Source organism: Streptomyces sp. NPDC002476 (genome assembly GCF_042889785.1).
GTDB lineage: Bacteria > Actinomycetota > Actinomycetes > Streptomycetales > Streptomycetaceae > Streptomyces.
Genome location: NZ_JBIARH010000007.1, coordinates 1 through 14,029 on the forward strand (window position 1 = coordinate 1; position 14,029 = coordinate 14,029).

The window sequence follows — 14,029 nt, forward strand, 5'->3', positions numbered from 1 at the left end:
GCCCGCCCCCGAGCCCGCGCGGCGCGCCCCCCCCCCCCCCCCCGTCCCCCCCCCCCCCCCCCGCGGGGGCGGGGGGGGGGGGGGGGGGGGGGGGGGGGGGGGGGGGGGGGCCTCACCCCCCCCCCCCCCCGCGCCCCTGGTGGCGCAACGGCCCGAGCCGTCAGATTCGACGGGCCGGTGAGGGACTCCCGGCACTGCCGCGTTGCCGCGCTGGACCCCGCCCCTGGGCATGCGCACGGCAGCGCCGGACGAAGAGAGGAAGCCCTGATGGCGCCACCGATACCGCCGTCCGGTGAGGACGATGTCACCGAGTTAGTGCGCGGCGTCTGGGCCTCGGCCCTTGGCCGCCCGGTCTCCATGAGCGATGACTTCTTTGAGCTCGGCGGCGATTCGCTCACCGCGCTCGCCGTCGCCAGTGCCGTCGCCCAAGCGACCGGACGGGTGGTCCCGGACGGGTGGTTGTACCGCCACCCGCGGCTCGTGGACGCGGCCCGCGCTCTGCTGCGGCCTCCGGCCGCCGGGACCGGTGCCCCGGTGGCCCTGGAGCGTCAGGGCCGGCATCCGGTGTCCTTCCAGCAGGAGGGACTGCTGTCCGTCATCGGGCACATCGACGGGAACCACCAGTACCAGGTGGCGTACGCGGCCGCGCTGGACTCGTCGGTGGACCCGGGGCGTCTGCGCGCCGCGTGGGGCCGGATGCCGCGGAGGCATCCGGCCCTCGCCACCCGGCTTGTCCGCACCGCCAACGGTCCGGCGCAGGACGTGTGCGCAGCTCCGCTGCCCCTGGAACTGGTCGCGCCGAGCGGGCAGGTTCCGGTCGGCGAGGCGACGGACCGGTGGGCGTCCGACGCGATACCGCTCGACGGGCCCCTGGTGCGTTTCGGGCTGGTCCAGGCGGCGGGCGAGCGGCGGCTCGTGTTCGCGGCCCACCAGTTGGTGATGGACCCCTGGTCCTGGGCGCTGCTGCTCGCCGATCTGACCGCGCTGTATGAGAACCCGGACGCCGGGGGTGCGCCGGAGCTGGCGTACGGCGATTACGCCCGCTGGCAGCGCACCCACCTCACCGGCCAGGTGTTCGACCGGCACTTGGATTTCTGGCGGGGACGGGCGGAGGGCTTTCCCGCGGTCGGGCTGCGTCTGCCGGGAGCGCCACGTCCGGCCGGTCCGGCGGGCCCTGCCGCGCGGCTGCCCGTTCAGGTTCCGGGCGGGCTGGTCAGCGGGCTGGAAGAGCGGGCCAGAACGATGGGGGCGTCGCTGTTCGAAGTGCTGCTCGGCCTGTTCCACCTCGCTGTCGGCCAGTGGTCCGGCACGGACGATGTTCTGATCGCCAGTGCCACGGCGAGCCGCACCGTCTTGGGCGTTGAGGACGTCGTGGGCTTCTTCGTCAACGGCCGGTTCACCCGGACCCGGCTGACGGCGGGGTCCGTGGCGGACGTGGTCGACCGGGTCAGGCACTCCTGGCGGGCAGCGGACGATCACCGGGAACTCCACCTGGAGAAGACGCTCTTCGACCTGGGCCGCCCGGACATGGCGAACATCAAGTTCTCGCTGAACATCGTTCCCGGGCTCGCGCGTCTGCGGGCACTGGGCGGCAGGCCGATGCGCGCCGTGCCGGTGGCCGGGACGGCCAGTGCGCGACGCCACGTGAGCGTGGGACTGACCCGGACCGCCGGTGCGCTGGCCGGAGCCGTGACCTACCGCACCGATGTGATCGACCGCGCCGCGGTGGCCGCTCTGATCGCCGCGTTCGACCAGACCCTGCGTGCGTTCGCCGCGGATCCCGATCAGCCCGTGGCCTTGCGTCACCCGTAGTACCGCCGGTCCGCGAGAAGGCGGACCCCACCCGCCGCCCGTGCGCGGTCCCAGGAGAAGGACAACCCATTGAAGGCTCTCGTGCTGGCCGGCGGGCAAGGATCCCGCCTGAGGCCGCTGACACCCATGCTGCCCAAACCTCTGGCGCCGGTGGCGAACCGCCCGGTCCTCGCCCCCGTCCTGGAGCACCTGGACCGCTCCGGCATCGAGGAGACCGGGGTGATCGTCCCCGTCGCCGACCTGACGCTGTACCAGCGGATCATCGGCACCAGAACGCCCGCCGGTGCGCCGGTGCGGTGGCTGCCCGAGGCGGCCGCGGCAGGCACCGGTGGATGCCTGCGCCAGCAGGCCGCGTTCTTCGCCGGCGAGCCGGTTCTCGTGGTGCCCGCCGACATCGTCTCCTCGGCCGACCTCACCCGACTCATCGGCCATCACCGCTCGGTGGGCGCGGCGGTGACCGTGGCCGCCGTCGCGCGGGACGGGGCCCTGTGGGCCGGTGACGTGCTCGTGCCCGGCCGGGCCCGGTCGGGCACGGCTGCCGGGTACCACTTCAAGCCGGCCTCCTCCTCAGGCCAGCTGCTGGGGTCGACCGGAGCGTGGGTGGTCGAGCCGGACGTGCTCGACCGGATACCCGAGCACGGCTTCACCGATTTCTCCAGCCACACCCTGCCCGGCCTGCCGGCGCCCGGGGCGCCGCTGGGGCTGTTCGACGCGGGCGAGATCTATCTCCGGGACATCGGCACGCCGGCCAAGCTTCTGACCGGCAACCTGGAGGCCGCCGCCGGGAGGACGCCGGCGGCCGTGCCGACGGCGCCCGGCGCCGGAGCCGAGATCGACCCGAGCGCCGACGTCGGCGAGCAGGTCCTGATCGGCGAAGGGGCCCGTATCGCCGCGGACGTGCGCCTGAAGGGCCCGGCCGTGATCGGCCCGCACGCCGTGGTCGGCGCCGGGGCCCATGTGGAGAGCGCTCTGGTGCTGCCGGGTGCCCACGTCGCCGCTGGGACCCGGGTCGTCGGCGAGGTCGTCGGCGACCCGGTCCGGACACGCGAGGTGCTGCTGCGGCTGGCGGCGCGGCGATGACCGGCCGGGAGCCGTCCGTCGCCGCGCAGGTCCTGGGCTGGTGCGCCCGGACGCCGGACGACATCGCTGTCTCTCAGGGGGAGCGCCGGTGGACGTACCGGGAGCTGGGGCAGGCTGTGGGCGGCGTCGCCGCCGAGCTTCAGGCGGCCGGTGTGCGTCCGGGGCAGGTCGTCGCGGTCACCGCGCACCGGGGCTTGGCCCTGGCCGCCGCGTGGGTGGCGGTGCTGCTGCACCGAGGTGTCCTGCTCCCCCTCGATCCCGCGCTCCCCCCAGTTGCCCGCACCGGCATGCTCACCCGGGCCGGGGCCCGTGTGGACCTGCTCGCCGGGAACGTCGACGCCCCCGCACACCGCGATGTTCCGGTGCTGCGGGTCTGCGGGCAGCCGCGTGTCTCCCTGCGCAGGGTCGGCCCGGCAGCAGGCCCGGGGCCCGTGGAGGCGGGGTATGTGTTCTTCACCTCGGGCAGCACCGGTGTACCGAAGGCGATCCTGGGCCGGCACCGGAGCCTCGCCGCGTTCCTGACGTGGCTCCGCTCCGCCCTGGGTGTCACACCGGCCGACCGGATCGCGCACCTGTCCGGGCCCGGGTTCGACGTGTCCCTGCGGGAGGTGTTCCTCCCGCTCACGTCCGGGGCCCGGCTGTGCCTGCCGCCACCGGGGACCGTGTCCCCGGGCGCCGTCCTGCCGTGGCTCGCCGAATCCGGTGTCACCCTGGTGCACACGGTCCCGACCGTCGCCCGCGCCTGGCTGCGCTTCGCCCCCACCGGGGTGCATCTGCCGCGGCTGAGGGCGGTGCTGTTCAGCGGCGAGCCGCTCACCGACACGCTCATCACCCGGTGGCGGACCCAACTCGGCTACCAGGGCGTCATCGTCACTCAGTACGGGCCGACCGAGACCACCCTCATCCGCTGCTGGCACCCGGTCGACCGCCCGGTGCCCGGCATCCAGCCGCTGGGCCGCCCGATCCCCGGCAGCGAGGCGTGGATCGAGGACCCGCCCGGCGTCCGCGCCCCCGCGGGCACGGTCGGCGAGATCGTCATCCGCACCGCCTACGGCACCAGCGGCTACCTCGGCGAGGAAGCCCTCACCGCCGCCAAGTTCAGCTTCGGCCCCGACGGCGAGGTCACCTACCGCACCGGCGATCTCGGCAGCATCGACGAGCACGGCCTGCTCCACTTCCACGGCCGCACCGACGACCAGATCAAGATCCACGGAGTGCGGTTCCACCTCCACGGCGTGGAAGCGGCCATCGAAGCCCAGCCCGGCATCGACCAGGCCGCCGTCACGGCCGAACCCGGCGTCGACGGCTCACCGCCGCGCCTGACCGCGCACCTGCTGCTCTCCGCCGGCCAGGACCGGATTCCGGCCAGCCTGCGCGCGGCCCTTCTCGACCACCTTCCGGCGGCGGCCGTTCCCTCACGGCTGCTGGTCGTGGACGCGCTGCCGCGCACCTCGGCCAGCGGCAAGCTCGACCGCCCCCGCCTCACCACCCCCACACCCTCCGAGCCGCACGGCATCCGGCCCGCGGCCTCTCACCCCAAGGACACCCTCTGATGCGTATCCGTCTCCGGCCCCAGCCGGCCCCGAAGGACCTGACGACCATCGCGCAGGGCCTGCGCGCCTTCGTCTTCGCCGCCAACAAGCACCCGGGCGGAGCCTCTTCCATGACGGAGGCGATCACCGCGCTGTACTTCTCCGGCGCCACCACCCTCGCCGAGCCGGGCCCGGTCCGCGACCGGCTCATCTACTCCAAGGGCCACGCCGCCGCCCCCTGGTACGCCGCGCTGTGGACGCTCGGCGCCATGCCCCAGATGACGTGGCAGGACGCGGCCGGCTTCGGGCAGGTCGGCCACCCGGTGCCCCGGATGCCCGTCCGCGGGAGTGTGCCGGGCGTGGAGATGAGCACCGGCGCGCTCGGCGAGGGCCTGTCCTTCGGGGCCGGCACCGCGCTCGCCGACCGGCGCGACGGCCTCAGCACCCGGACCTTCGTCGTGCTCGGCGACGGCGAGTGCACCGAGGGCCAGGTGTGGGAGGCAGCGATGACCGCGTCCCGCCTCGGCCTGCAGAACCTGGTGGCGCTCGTCGACGCGAACGGATCCGGCAGCGTGATCCAGCTCGACCGCGCGCAGTGGGCCGAGAAGTTCGCCGCGTTCGGCTGGCGCGCGGTGAGCCTGGACGGACACGACATCGACGCCATCACCGGCGAGCTGCTCGCCGAGACGGACCGTCCGACCGCGATCATCCTCAACACCGTCAAAGGCATGGGCCTGGCTGCCGAGGTCGAGGGCTCCAACACCCTGTCCGCGGAGGTCGAGGAGCGGCACCTGCCCGACTGGGACACCGGCGCGCTGATCGAGGCGGCCCTGGCCGTCATCGACCGCCACATCCCTCACGCGGCCACGGCCCGCGCCTCGTCCAGCAACCGGCCCGCGGCCGCCGCTCCGGTCCGGCCCTCCCGTGCCGAGGTTCTCGGCCTGGTCACCGGACACCCCGAGGGCGCCGAGGTCGTGGCGAAGAAGGCGCTCGGCGGGGACCTCGCCCAGGAGCTCGCCGGGCTGCCCCTGCTATGGATGGCCCCCGACGCCATCCGCAATTCCGGCCTCCTGGCGCGGATGGAGAAGGTCGGGTCCTGGCATTGGGGTACCCCCGGCGCGGACGTGCTGCAGTGCGCCATCGCCGAGCAGGACGCCGCCTCCCTGGCGGCCGGCGCGGCGAGCGCCGGACTGTGGCCGGTGCTGTGCTCCATGGAGGGCTTCTACTGGCGGATGCTCGACCAGATCCGCGAGTCGATCGCCTTCCCCCAGCTGCCCGTTCTGCTGGTGGGCACCTCCGGGGGCCTCGGCGACCCGCTCGGCCCCATGGTGCAGTCCGACGGCTGCCTGGCCGCGCTCGCCGCCATCCCCGGACTGGAGCTGTTCGAGGCCGCCGACATCAACACCGCCAAACTCCTCGCGGCCGAAGCCCTCACCTCCGGGCGCCCCGCCTACCTGCGCCTGCCGCACGAAGCGGTGCCCGTGCGCCACAGCCTCACCGAACTCGCTACCCGCCCCACCGGCTCGGGTGCCTGGACGCTCGCCGACGCCGACGCCCCCGACCTCGTTCTGGTGACGGCCGGGGCGATGCGCGAACACGCCTTGGAGAGTGCCGAGCAGCTGCAGGCCCGCGGCCGAACGGTCCGGGTCGTCGAGGTCTTCAGCCCCAGCCGCTTCTCCCGCCTCAACGCGGACCAGCGTGCCCGGCTCCTGCCGCCCGGGGTGCAGGCCGTCAGCATCCACAACGCGCCCAGCAGCGTCCTCGGCACTCTGCTGGGCGACGGAGGCCTGGCCATCGGCGTCGACACGTACGGCATCGCCGGCTGGCCGCAGACCGCCCTGTACGAGGCGGCCGGACTGACCACGGACGCGCTCACCGACCGCATCCTCAAGGAGCTGGCGTGACCTCCTCACACCTCGGCCTGTCCTTCCTCAACCAGGGCCCAATCCTGGTCAGGGCACACCGGATCGACACCTACGCCGTCCACGTCGACGATGGTCTGCTCACCCGCCCGGGCAGCCTGCTCACCGATGTCCTGGACCGGCTCGACAGCCCCGACGTGGTGATCGCCGTCGACACCGGAGCCGCCGAGCACCACCTCGGCGCCGTCACCGCCGCTGTCCTGTCCACCGGCCGGCCCTTCCAGGTGGTGCCGGTCCCGGCCGGCGAGGCGAGCAAGTCCCCGGACGGGCTGCGCGACCTGATCGGCGCCCTGCACCGCCACCGTGCCTCCCGCCGTACCCTGCTGCTCGCGGTGGGCGGCGGCATGGTGTGCGACCTGGCCACGACCGCCGCCGCCGTGTACATGCGCGGTATCCCCTACGCGCTGCTGCCCACCACGGTCCTCGCCCAGGTCGACGCGGCGATAGGCGGCAAGGGCGGACTTGACGACAACGGCGCGAAGAACCTCCTCGGAGCCTTCCACCACCCCGCGGCCGTCTTCGTCGACCCGCTGCTGACCGGCACGTTGCCCGAGCGGCACGTCCGCAACGGCCTGGCCGAGGTCATCAAGGTGGCGCTCATCGACGACCCGGACCTGGTCAACGCCTTGGAGCAGCACCCCGATCGGCTGCCGACGGGTCAGGCGCTGACCGGGATCGTCCGCGCCGCCATCGCCGCCAAGCTCCGCCTCCTGGCCGCCGACCCCTTCGAGCAGGGCGACCTGAGGCGGCTGCTGAACCTCGGCCACTGCATCGGGCACCCCTACGAAGCCGCCACCGGCTACCAGGTCCTGCACGGCGAAGCCGTCGCCGTCGGCATGGCGGTCGCGGCCGCGCACGCCCACCTGACCGACGTCGCCACCCTGGCCGAACGGGACCGGATTCTCGGCCTCCTCGACGCCTACCGGCTTCCCTCCGCCCTGCCCGAGGCGATGCGGGAACTCACCTGGGAGGGGATGGACACGGTCCGCCGCGTCCGCGGAGGCCCGCTCCACCTCGTCCTGCCCCGTACCCCCGGCAACTGCACCGTGACCGACGACATCGACCGCACCTCCTACGACAAGGCCGTGTCCGAGTTGGCGGCCCGCCCATGACCGATCGGTACTGGCTGCTGATCGAGGGCGGCGGGAGCCGCACCTGGGCCGCCCTGGCCACCTTCGACTCCGTCCTCGCCGAGCGGGAGGGGCCCTCGATCAACCCCCGCTCGGTGGGCCACGACCAGGCGCACGACACCCTGGCTGGGCTGGTTCGCGCACTCCCGCGCGGCAACTCGCTGCGGGGAGTCGTCGCCGCCCACGGCGCCGCTTCCACTCGCGCCTGCGCTGACGAGTTCGCCGCCCTGATGCGGCGGGCGCTGGCCACCGCCGGCCACCCGCCCGTCCCGGCGCTGGTCACCAACGACATCGTGCCGCTGCTCCTCGACGGCGACGGCCCGATGTGCGTGGTGATCTGCGGCACGGGCACCGGGTTCGCCGCCCGCAACGGCGACCGCTGGGCGCGAGCCTCCGGGCTGGAGTGGCTACTGTCCGACGAAGGCGGCGGCCACGACCTCGCGGCCCGCGCGCTGCGGGCCGTCGTCCGGGCCCTGGACGGCCGCGGCCCCGCCACCGCGCTCGTCGACGCCGCCCGCCGCTGGTGCCCGCCGAACCCCGGCGCGGACGCCCCCCCTCGGCGAGAGCCTCTTCCACGCCGTACACGGCGATCCCGCCCGCAAGCCGTTTGTCGCCTCGTTCGCGCCGTTCGTGCTCGACGCGGCCCGCGCGGGCGATCCGGTGGCGGCCGGGCTCCTCGACGACGCTGCCCGGGAGCTGGCCGAAGGGGCCGAGGCGGTCTGCCGAGCCGTAGGAATGACCGCCGCGGCCCCGCCCGTACTCGTTCTGTCCGGTTCCCTTCTCCACGCCGACGCCCTGCGCGAGCGGTTCCTCAGCCGAGCCCGTGCCCAGTTCGGGGACGGTGTCGTTCCCCGGGTGGCCGCGGGCCCGGGGCCCGGCCTGCTGCACCTGCTCGACCTGTGGCGGGACCCGGCGGCGATCGCCGCCCTGGGCCGGGACATGCCCGTACACGCCGACCCCATCCCGGGGAGCCGGTCATGAGCACGCAGCGCGCGAAACGCGCCGAGCCGGGGGCTGACGCGGACCTGTATCTGGAGCGCGCGCTGCGCCCGGCCCTCGACACCTGCCGCCAGGACATCGCCCGCTTCCGCGCGGCCCCGGCCCCCGCACGGGACAAGGCCAGCGTCCACGGCGGCCACGAACCCGTCACCGATCTCGACCTCACCCTGCAAGACCGCCTCACCACCGAGCTCGGCCGCGCGTTCCCCGGGATCCCGGTGATCGCCGAGGAGGGCCTGGCCGAGATCCCCGAACTACCCGACGACTGCCTGCTCGTGGACCCGCTGGACGGCACCGCGCCGTTCCTCGCCGGCAGCAGCGGCTACGCGATCGCCATCTGCCTGGTCCGCGACGGCATCCCGGCCCAAGGGGTCATCGACCTGCCCGCCCACGACATCCGGGTCAGCGCGGCACCCGGCCTCCTCCACGTCACCGGCGACGTGACCCGGCTGCCCCACCACGGACCCCGCACCGTCCTGACCAGCCCCGGCCAGGCGGACGCCGTCCAAGCCCGCATGTCTGGCACCGGCTGGTCCGCGCATCCGGTCGCCACCGCCAGCGTGAAGATCACCTACGTCGCCCTCGGCCGCGCACCGGCCGCCGTCTACCTGCCCCGGCCCGGCAGCGGAGCCGCGCCGTGGGACTACCCGGCCGCCGCCCTCGCCGTCGCCGCGGCCAGCGGAACCGTCAACGACGCCACCGGGCGCGACCTGACCCGCGCGCGGCCCGCCCGGCTCGACGGCTGGCTCGCCTCACTCCAACCACCCGACGTGGACCTGTCGGCGCTGCTGCGCCCACCGGCCGCTCCCCACCTGTAGAAGGAATCCTTCGATGCGTTCCCTCACCACCACCGACGGCTGGCGCGGCCGTCCCGGCCCGGACTGGGCCGAACCGCAGCTCCTCGCCGCCCTCGACCACTGCGCCGCCCAGGGTGTCCTGGGCGAGCACGTCCTTGTCGGGCACGACGCCAGGGCCGGCGCCCGGGAAGTCGCACACCTCGCCGCCGACCTGCTCGCCCACCACGGGCTGACGACCTACCTCGCTGCGACACCTGGGCCCACGCCCGCGTTCGGGCACCTCGTGCACCACCGGCCCGACCTGTCCGCGGCCGTCGTCGTCACCGCCAGCCACAACCCGCCCGGATACATCGGCATCAAGGTCCGCGACCGCTCCGGGCACGGCATCGCCTGGCCCCAACCACCGGTGGACGCGGCCTTCGACCCGGGCCTGCTGGAGGTGCGCCACCACCCGCGAACCGACATCCTCAGCCCCTACGTCGGTGCCGTCGGCGACCCGCTCAGCACAGCCGCCGGAGCCTTCGACGGCGACGTCCTCCTCGACGCCGCCCACGGCGCGGTCGGCGTCCTCGCGGAGCGCCTGCCCGGCATCCGGGTCCTGCGTGGGCGCCCCCTGCCGTTCTTCGCCGGCCAGAGCCCCGATCCCGTCCCCCGCGTCCACGCCGAACACACCGGGCGCGCCCTCCTGGGCCAACTCGCCCACCGCGAACGGGCGCTGCTGGCAATGACCGACGGCGACGGCGACCGGCTCGTGCTGTTCACCCGCCGCTCCGGCTACGTCCCCAGCGCCGAACAGGCCGCCGCGCTGCTGTACGCGGGACTGCCGGTGCAACGGCTGATCACCACCCACGTCGCCCCCCGCATGGCTCTGCGCGCCGCGAGGCGGGCACAGCGCGGCCTGAAGGTCACCGAGACCGACGTCGGGTTCAAGCACCTCGTGGCGGCATGGCGCGACCAGCCCGTGCCGGCACTGGGACTGGAGCCCAACGGCGCCCTCGTCCACGTCACCGGCCCGGGTGGCTACTTCGAACGGGACGCCCTCGCCGCCCTGACCACCCTCCTGCGCACCTTCACGTCCCTGGAGGACCTGGACGACGCGGTCCAGGATGTCCGCCAGGCCCACCCGCACACCCAGCTCGTCCACACCACGCCCGCCCCGCTCACCGACGTGCTGCGCGCTCTTCCCGGCCTGCTGCCCACATGGCGCGCCGACGTCGCCGGTGAGGTCGCTCACTACGACGACGGCGCGCACGGCCACATCGCCGTGCGCGCCTCCGGCACCGAACCGGGTACCCGTCTCTACATCGAGGCTCCGGCCGGGATAGCCGAGTTGCTCACCCAGAAGCTCGGCGGGCCGGCGTTCAGATTGTCTGTTTGAGCAGGCCGGCGGCCACCAGGCCGGCCAGGCCCATGTCCGCGTCGGTCAGCTGACCGCCCAGGACATGGGCCACGTATTCGTCCAGGGGCAGGGTGATCGGCTCCACGAACTCGTCGCTGTCGGGCCGGGGCTCGCCGACCTTGCGGCAGCCCTGCGCGAGGACCGCGTAGCGGACGTGGGTGGCGTACGAGGCCAGATAGGTCTGCATGACGACGGTGAGCGACCGTGCCTCGAAGCCGGTCTCCTCCAGCAACTCGCGGGCCGCAGCGTCCTCGACGGGCTCGTCCGGCCCGACCAGGCCGCCGGGCAGCTCCTTCAGGACCTTCCCCGGGCCGGGGCGGAACTGGGACACGAGCACTCCGTGGCCGTCGTCCGTCAGCGCCACCAGTGCCACGGTCCGCGGGCCCTTGAGGATGTCCCAGTCGCCCTCGCGGCCGTCGGGGTAGCGGTAGGTGCGGCATCCGACCTTCAGGAAGCCGGCCGGCTCCGGCCGTTCGCCGACCAGGGCCCATTCCAATGCATCTCGATCAGTCACGGTACGCATCCTCTTTATCTCGGGGAGTGGCATTACTTGGGAAGTGGCGCCGGGCGGGGTGTTGCGGAGTTCGCGCAACGCCCCTCCCTGACCTGGTTCTTGGTTCGGGTTGCGGCGATGACGCCTTGGTCGGCGAGCTGCTGCCGCATGGCGAGGTACTCGTCCATGGTGACTGGCCGCTGCCCGCGCGCGTGCTTGGGCTTGCCCGCCTGAGATGCCTCCGGCCAGCCGTTGGCGGCGGGCAGCATGTCCAGCGCGGCATGGGACCGGTTCTTGGCCCGCGGCCCCCGGGTGAACAGGGTGACGGTCCCCGGCAGCATGACCGTCTGGTGGATCAGCGGGTGGCCGAAGGTGTAGGCCGAGCCGGGGCGTTCGATGGTGATGACGCCCGGCTCGATGTCGGCGGCGGTGAACTCTTCTTCGCTGGTGCCGGTGCGGCGCCGCCACACGTGGACGTAGGCGCCTTTGAGGATTTTCACCGTGAAGGAGTACTTGTGGTCGTGCGGCACCAGCTCGCGGGTGCCGGGCGACATGTGGAGGCGGATCTGCAGTCCGCGGGTGTCGTCCTGGTAGAGGACGAGCCGGTTGATCAGCGGGTGGATCTCGCTCTCGGCCAGGCGGTGCGGGTCGTGCTCGATCTCGTGGACGAGGCGGGTCAGCAGCTTCTGGTCGGTGCTGAGACGCTCGAGGATCTCGATGCGGGCGCGGTGGCTGGCCCGCAGGTCCGTGTCGTCGATGGCCGGCAGGTCGTCGAGCCAGCTCGGGGCGGCGGTCGTCATCGCGTGCTCGCCTCCGTGGCCGCCCGGCCGCCGGTGAGCACGGGAGCGATCAACGCCTGCGCGGCCGTGAGCCTGTCCAGGTAGGTGTCGGCGGCGAGAGGCCGCCCTTCCGGCGCCAGACGGACGCGGGCGGCGACCAGCTGAACGCCGTCCGGACTGGTCTCCACGGCGCGTAGCGTGCCCGGGTGGCAGGCGTAGACGCTCTCGGGCGGGAAGGCGCGCAGGTACCAGGGGTGATCGGCCTCGACGTCGCCACGATGGCGGAAGCACTCCAGGTAGTGGGTGCCGGCCAGGGTGAGGGTGACGGTCTTCTCGGTCGCCTCGGCGGGGGCGGGAGTGCCCTCGGCGTGGGTCCGGAGGTAGAGGGCCACATCGTCGTCGTGGTGCAGGAGGAGGTAGGTGTGGCCGTTCCCGGTGAACGAGGCCTCGGCGTGGGCGGCGTGGGCGCCGGTGATCAGGGTGAGGGCCTGGCGCGCCGCGTGAGGGAGCCATCCGCCGTGGAGGATGTCGGGGCTGTCCGGGACGTCGGAGGGAGCGCTGCTCTGGTCGAGCAGCGCGGTGACGGGCGCAAGCAGGGCAAGGCGGGTCACGGGCGGGGTTGCCTTTCTGTGGTGATGACTCCGAGGCGTGCCAGTTCGGCGACGCGGGTCTTGAGCTGGGCGTGGGACATGGGGGCGGAGCACCGGTAGCGGGTGTCGTCGCGGACCTGGTGTCGGTGGCCGTCGTCGTACAGGTCTGATGCCAAGTGCCACTGGCTCTGGCGCACCGGTCCGTGCAGGAAGAGGCTGATCGAGCCCGGGAGGACGGCGGTCTGGTGAACGAGCGAGTGGGAATACAAGTAGCTGCTGCCGGGGCCTTCGACGGTGACGGTGCCGGCTGCGAGATCGTCGGAGGTGACCGGCCCTGTCTGGGTCCGGCTGGTGCGCCGGTTCCATGTGTGGACGTAGCCGCCGTGGAGGACGTGGGCGGCGAACCGGTCGGCCGCGGTGGTGTCCTCTGCCAGGACGAGCCGGTCGACCGGAGGATTGGTCTCGCACCTACTCAGCCGGTCGGGGTCGTCCACGAGGGAGCGCACCAGCTCGGTCAGCAGCGCCCGCTCCCTGGCCAGGGCGCCCAGGGTCTCCTCGCTGGCTTTCACGCAGGCGCGCGGCCGGTTCCAGTCGATCGCATCGAGCGTGGTGGCGAGATGTGTGGATGTCAGCATCGAACCTGCTTCGGACGGGTGAGGATGGCGGTACGGTGACGCTGATCTAGCAGCGCGGGTGAACAGAGAAGGGGAGCGGCGTGACGTTCAAGGCCGTCCGGTCGGCGTTGGAGAAGGTGTACGTCAGGCGCCTGGTCGGCAAGCTGAAGGGCGCGCCCCGGCCCGCGCACGTCGGGATCATGCTCGACGGCAATCGGCGCTGGGCCCGCGGGCAGGGTCACTCCGACCCGCGTGAGGGTTACCGGGTTGGCGGAGCCAAGGTCAGCGAGTTCCTGCGCTGGTGCGTCGAGGCGGACCTTGAGCACGTGACGCTGTGGATGCTCTCCGACGACAACCTCAACCGGCCTGCCGAACAGCTCAGGCCCCTGCTTGAGGTCATCGAAGAGACCATGCAGAACGTCTGCGCCACGGCCGGCCCGTGGGAGATCGAGATCATCGGCGCCTTGGACCTGCTGCCCGGGGACAGTGCGCAGAAGCTGAAGGCCGCTGCCGCGCGGACCGTCGGCCGAGGCGGGATGAGGGTCGACGTCGCTGTCGGCTACGGCGGCCGCCGGGAGATCGTGGATGCGGTCAAGGCCGCCTTCGAGAAGCACGCTGCCGCCGGTGGCGACCCGATGGAGCTCGTGGAGAAGTTCGACATCGAGCACATCTCCGAGCACCTGTACTCCTCGGCCGGGCGCGACGCGACCGACTTCATCATCCGCACCTCCGGTGAGCAGCGGCTGTCCGGCTTCCTGCTGTGGCAGTCCGCCTATGCCGAGGTCCACTTCGTCGAGGTTCTGTGGCCGGCGTTCCGGCAGATCGACCTGCTGCGCGCCCTGCGGTCGTATGCGGCCCGCGAGCGCCGGTACGGTCGGTGAC

Annotated in this window: 13 protein-coding genes and 1 pseudogene; 10 read left to right on the forward strand and 4 right to left on the reverse strand. The window is 73.4% G+C overall.

Going from position 1 to position 14,029, the window contains the following annotated elements; all coding sequences use genetic code 11:
* Positions 1-267 precede the first annotated feature (267 nt).
* The 9 genes and pseudogenes from ACFYXM_RS10400 (at position 268) to ACFYXM_RS10440 (ending at position 10,650) form a co-directional block, all read left to right on the forward strand.
* The gene (locus ACFYXM_RS10400; RefSeq protein ID WP_389288564.1) at positions 268-1,812 is read left to right on the forward strand and encodes a condensation domain-containing protein; all 1,545 of its coding nucleotides are present in this window, start codon (positions 268-270) and stop codon (positions 1,810-1,812) included.
* 81 nt (positions 1,813-1,893) lie between these two features.
* Positions 1,894-2,892 carry a sugar phosphate nucleotidyltransferase gene (locus ACFYXM_RS10405; RefSeq protein WP_389288891.1) on the forward strand — a complete coding sequence of 333 codons (999 nt, stop codon included), beginning with the start codon at positions 1,894-1,896 and terminating at the stop codon, positions 2,890-2,892.
* Complete coding sequence (locus tag ACFYXM_RS10410) at positions 2,889-4,445, forward strand: AMP-binding protein (protein ID WP_389288565.1); 1,557 nt, start codon at positions 2,889-2,891, stop codon at positions 4,443-4,445. The genes ACFYXM_RS10405 and ACFYXM_RS10410 overlap by 4 nt, the downstream gene beginning before the upstream one ends.
* Positions 4,445-6,328 (forward strand): transketolase C-terminal domain-containing protein, encoded by a 1,884-nt coding sequence (locus tag ACFYXM_RS10415; protein ID WP_389288566.1) that lies wholly within the window; start codon positions 4,445-4,447, stop codon positions 6,326-6,328. Before ACFYXM_RS10410 ends, ACFYXM_RS10415 begins: the two co-directional genes overlap by 1 nt.
* Positions 6,325-7,458, forward strand: a complete 1,134-nt coding sequence (locus ACFYXM_RS10420; RefSeq protein ID WP_389288567.1) for a 3-dehydroquinate synthase family protein — start codon at positions 6,325-6,327, stop codon at positions 7,456-7,458. The genes ACFYXM_RS10415 and ACFYXM_RS10420 overlap by 4 nt, the downstream gene beginning before the upstream one ends.
* A 341-nt stretch (positions 7,459-7,799) precedes the next feature.
* Positions 7,800-7,964 (forward strand): annotated as a pseudogene (locus ACFYXM_RS10425) (BadF/BadG/BcrA/BcrD ATPase family protein); the annotation flags it as partial.
* A gap of 142 nt (positions 7,965-8,106) precedes the next feature.
* Entirely contained in the window at positions 8,107-8,457 is a 351-nt protein-coding gene (locus tag ACFYXM_RS10430) for a hypothetical protein (RefSeq protein WP_389288897.1), read from the forward strand.
* Positions 8,454-9,293 (forward strand): inositol monophosphatase family protein, encoded by an 840-nt coding sequence (locus tag ACFYXM_RS10435; RefSeq protein WP_389288892.1) that lies wholly within the window; start codon positions 8,454-8,456, stop codon positions 9,291-9,293. The genes ACFYXM_RS10430 and ACFYXM_RS10435 overlap by 4 nt, the downstream gene beginning before the upstream one ends.
* A gap of 13 nt (positions 9,294-9,306) precedes the next feature.
* Positions 9,307-10,650, forward strand: coding sequence for a hypothetical protein (locus ACFYXM_RS10440; protein ID WP_389288568.1), 1,344 nt, complete (start codon positions 9,307-9,309; stop codon positions 10,648-10,650).
* Here the strand turns inward: ACFYXM_RS10440 and ACFYXM_RS10445 are convergent.
* The 4 genes from ACFYXM_RS10445 to ACFYXM_RS10460 are packed head-to-tail and all read right to left on the reverse strand — an operon-like array spanning position 10,634 to position 13,168.
* Positions 10,634-11,194 carry an NUDIX hydrolase gene (locus tag ACFYXM_RS10445; protein ID WP_389288569.1) on the reverse strand — a complete coding sequence of 187 codons (561 nt, stop codon included), beginning with the start codon at positions 11,192-11,194 and terminating at the stop codon, positions 10,634-10,636. The two genes, ACFYXM_RS10440 and ACFYXM_RS10445, sit on opposite strands and share 17 nt — an antisense overlap.
* A 23-nt stretch (positions 11,195-11,217) precedes the next feature.
* The gene (locus ACFYXM_RS10450) at positions 11,218-11,964 is read right to left on the reverse strand and encodes a hypothetical protein (protein ID WP_389288570.1); all 747 of its coding nucleotides are present in this window, start codon (positions 11,962-11,964) and stop codon (positions 11,218-11,220) included.
* Positions 11,961-12,554 carry a hypothetical protein gene (locus tag ACFYXM_RS10455; protein WP_389288571.1) on the reverse strand — a complete coding sequence of 198 codons (594 nt, stop codon included), beginning with the start codon at positions 12,552-12,554 and terminating at the stop codon, positions 11,961-11,963. Before ACFYXM_RS10455 ends, ACFYXM_RS10450 begins: the two co-directional genes overlap by 4 nt.
* Positions 12,551-13,168, reverse strand: coding sequence for a hypothetical protein (locus ACFYXM_RS10460; protein WP_389288572.1), 618 nt, complete (start codon positions 13,166-13,168; stop codon positions 12,551-12,553). The genes ACFYXM_RS10455 and ACFYXM_RS10460 overlap by 4 nt, the downstream gene beginning before the upstream one ends.
* Positions 13,169-13,248: 80 nt before the next feature.
* On the opposite strand from ACFYXM_RS10460, the gene ACFYXM_RS10465 reads away from it, so the two are divergent.
* Positions 13,249-14,028, forward strand: a complete 780-nt coding sequence (locus ACFYXM_RS10465) for an isoprenyl transferase (RefSeq protein WP_389288573.1) — start codon at positions 13,249-13,251, stop codon at positions 14,026-14,028.
* The last annotated feature ends 1 nt before the right edge of the window (position 14,029 follow it).

What these genes read in the sequence shown, in the direction of transcription:
- ACFYXM_RS10400 (WP_389288564.1), top strand. Translation starts at nt 268, where the DNA reads ATGGCGCCACCGATACCGCCGTCCGGTGAGGACGATGTCACCGAGTTA.
- ACFYXM_RS10410 (WP_389288565.1), top strand. Translation starts at nt 2,889, where the DNA reads ATGACCGGCCGGGAGCCGTCCGTCGCCGCGCAGGTCCTGGGCTGGTGC.
- ACFYXM_RS10415 (WP_389288566.1), top strand. Translation starts at nt 4,445, where the DNA reads ATGCGTATCCGTCTCCGGCCCCAGCCGGCCCCGAAGGACCTGACGACC.
- ACFYXM_RS10435 (WP_389288892.1), top strand. Translation starts at nt 8,454, where the DNA reads ATGAGCACGCAGCGCGCGAAACGCGCCGAGCCGGGGGCTGACGCGGAC.
- ACFYXM_RS10440 (WP_389288568.1), top strand. Translation starts at nt 9,307, where the DNA reads ATGCGTTCCCTCACCACCACCGACGGCTGGCGCGGCCGTCCCGGCCCG.
- ACFYXM_RS10445 (WP_389288569.1), bottom strand. Translation starts at nt 11,194, where the DNA reads ATGCGTACCGTGACTGATCGAGATGCATTGGAATGGGCCCTGGTCGGC.
- ACFYXM_RS10450 (WP_389288570.1), bottom strand. Translation starts at nt 11,964, where the DNA reads ATGACGACCGCCGCCCCGAGCTGGCTCGACGACCTGCCGGCCATCGAC.
- ACFYXM_RS10460 (WP_389288572.1), bottom strand. Translation starts at nt 13,168, where the DNA reads ATGCTGACATCCACACATCTCGCCACCACGCTCGATGCGATCGACTGG.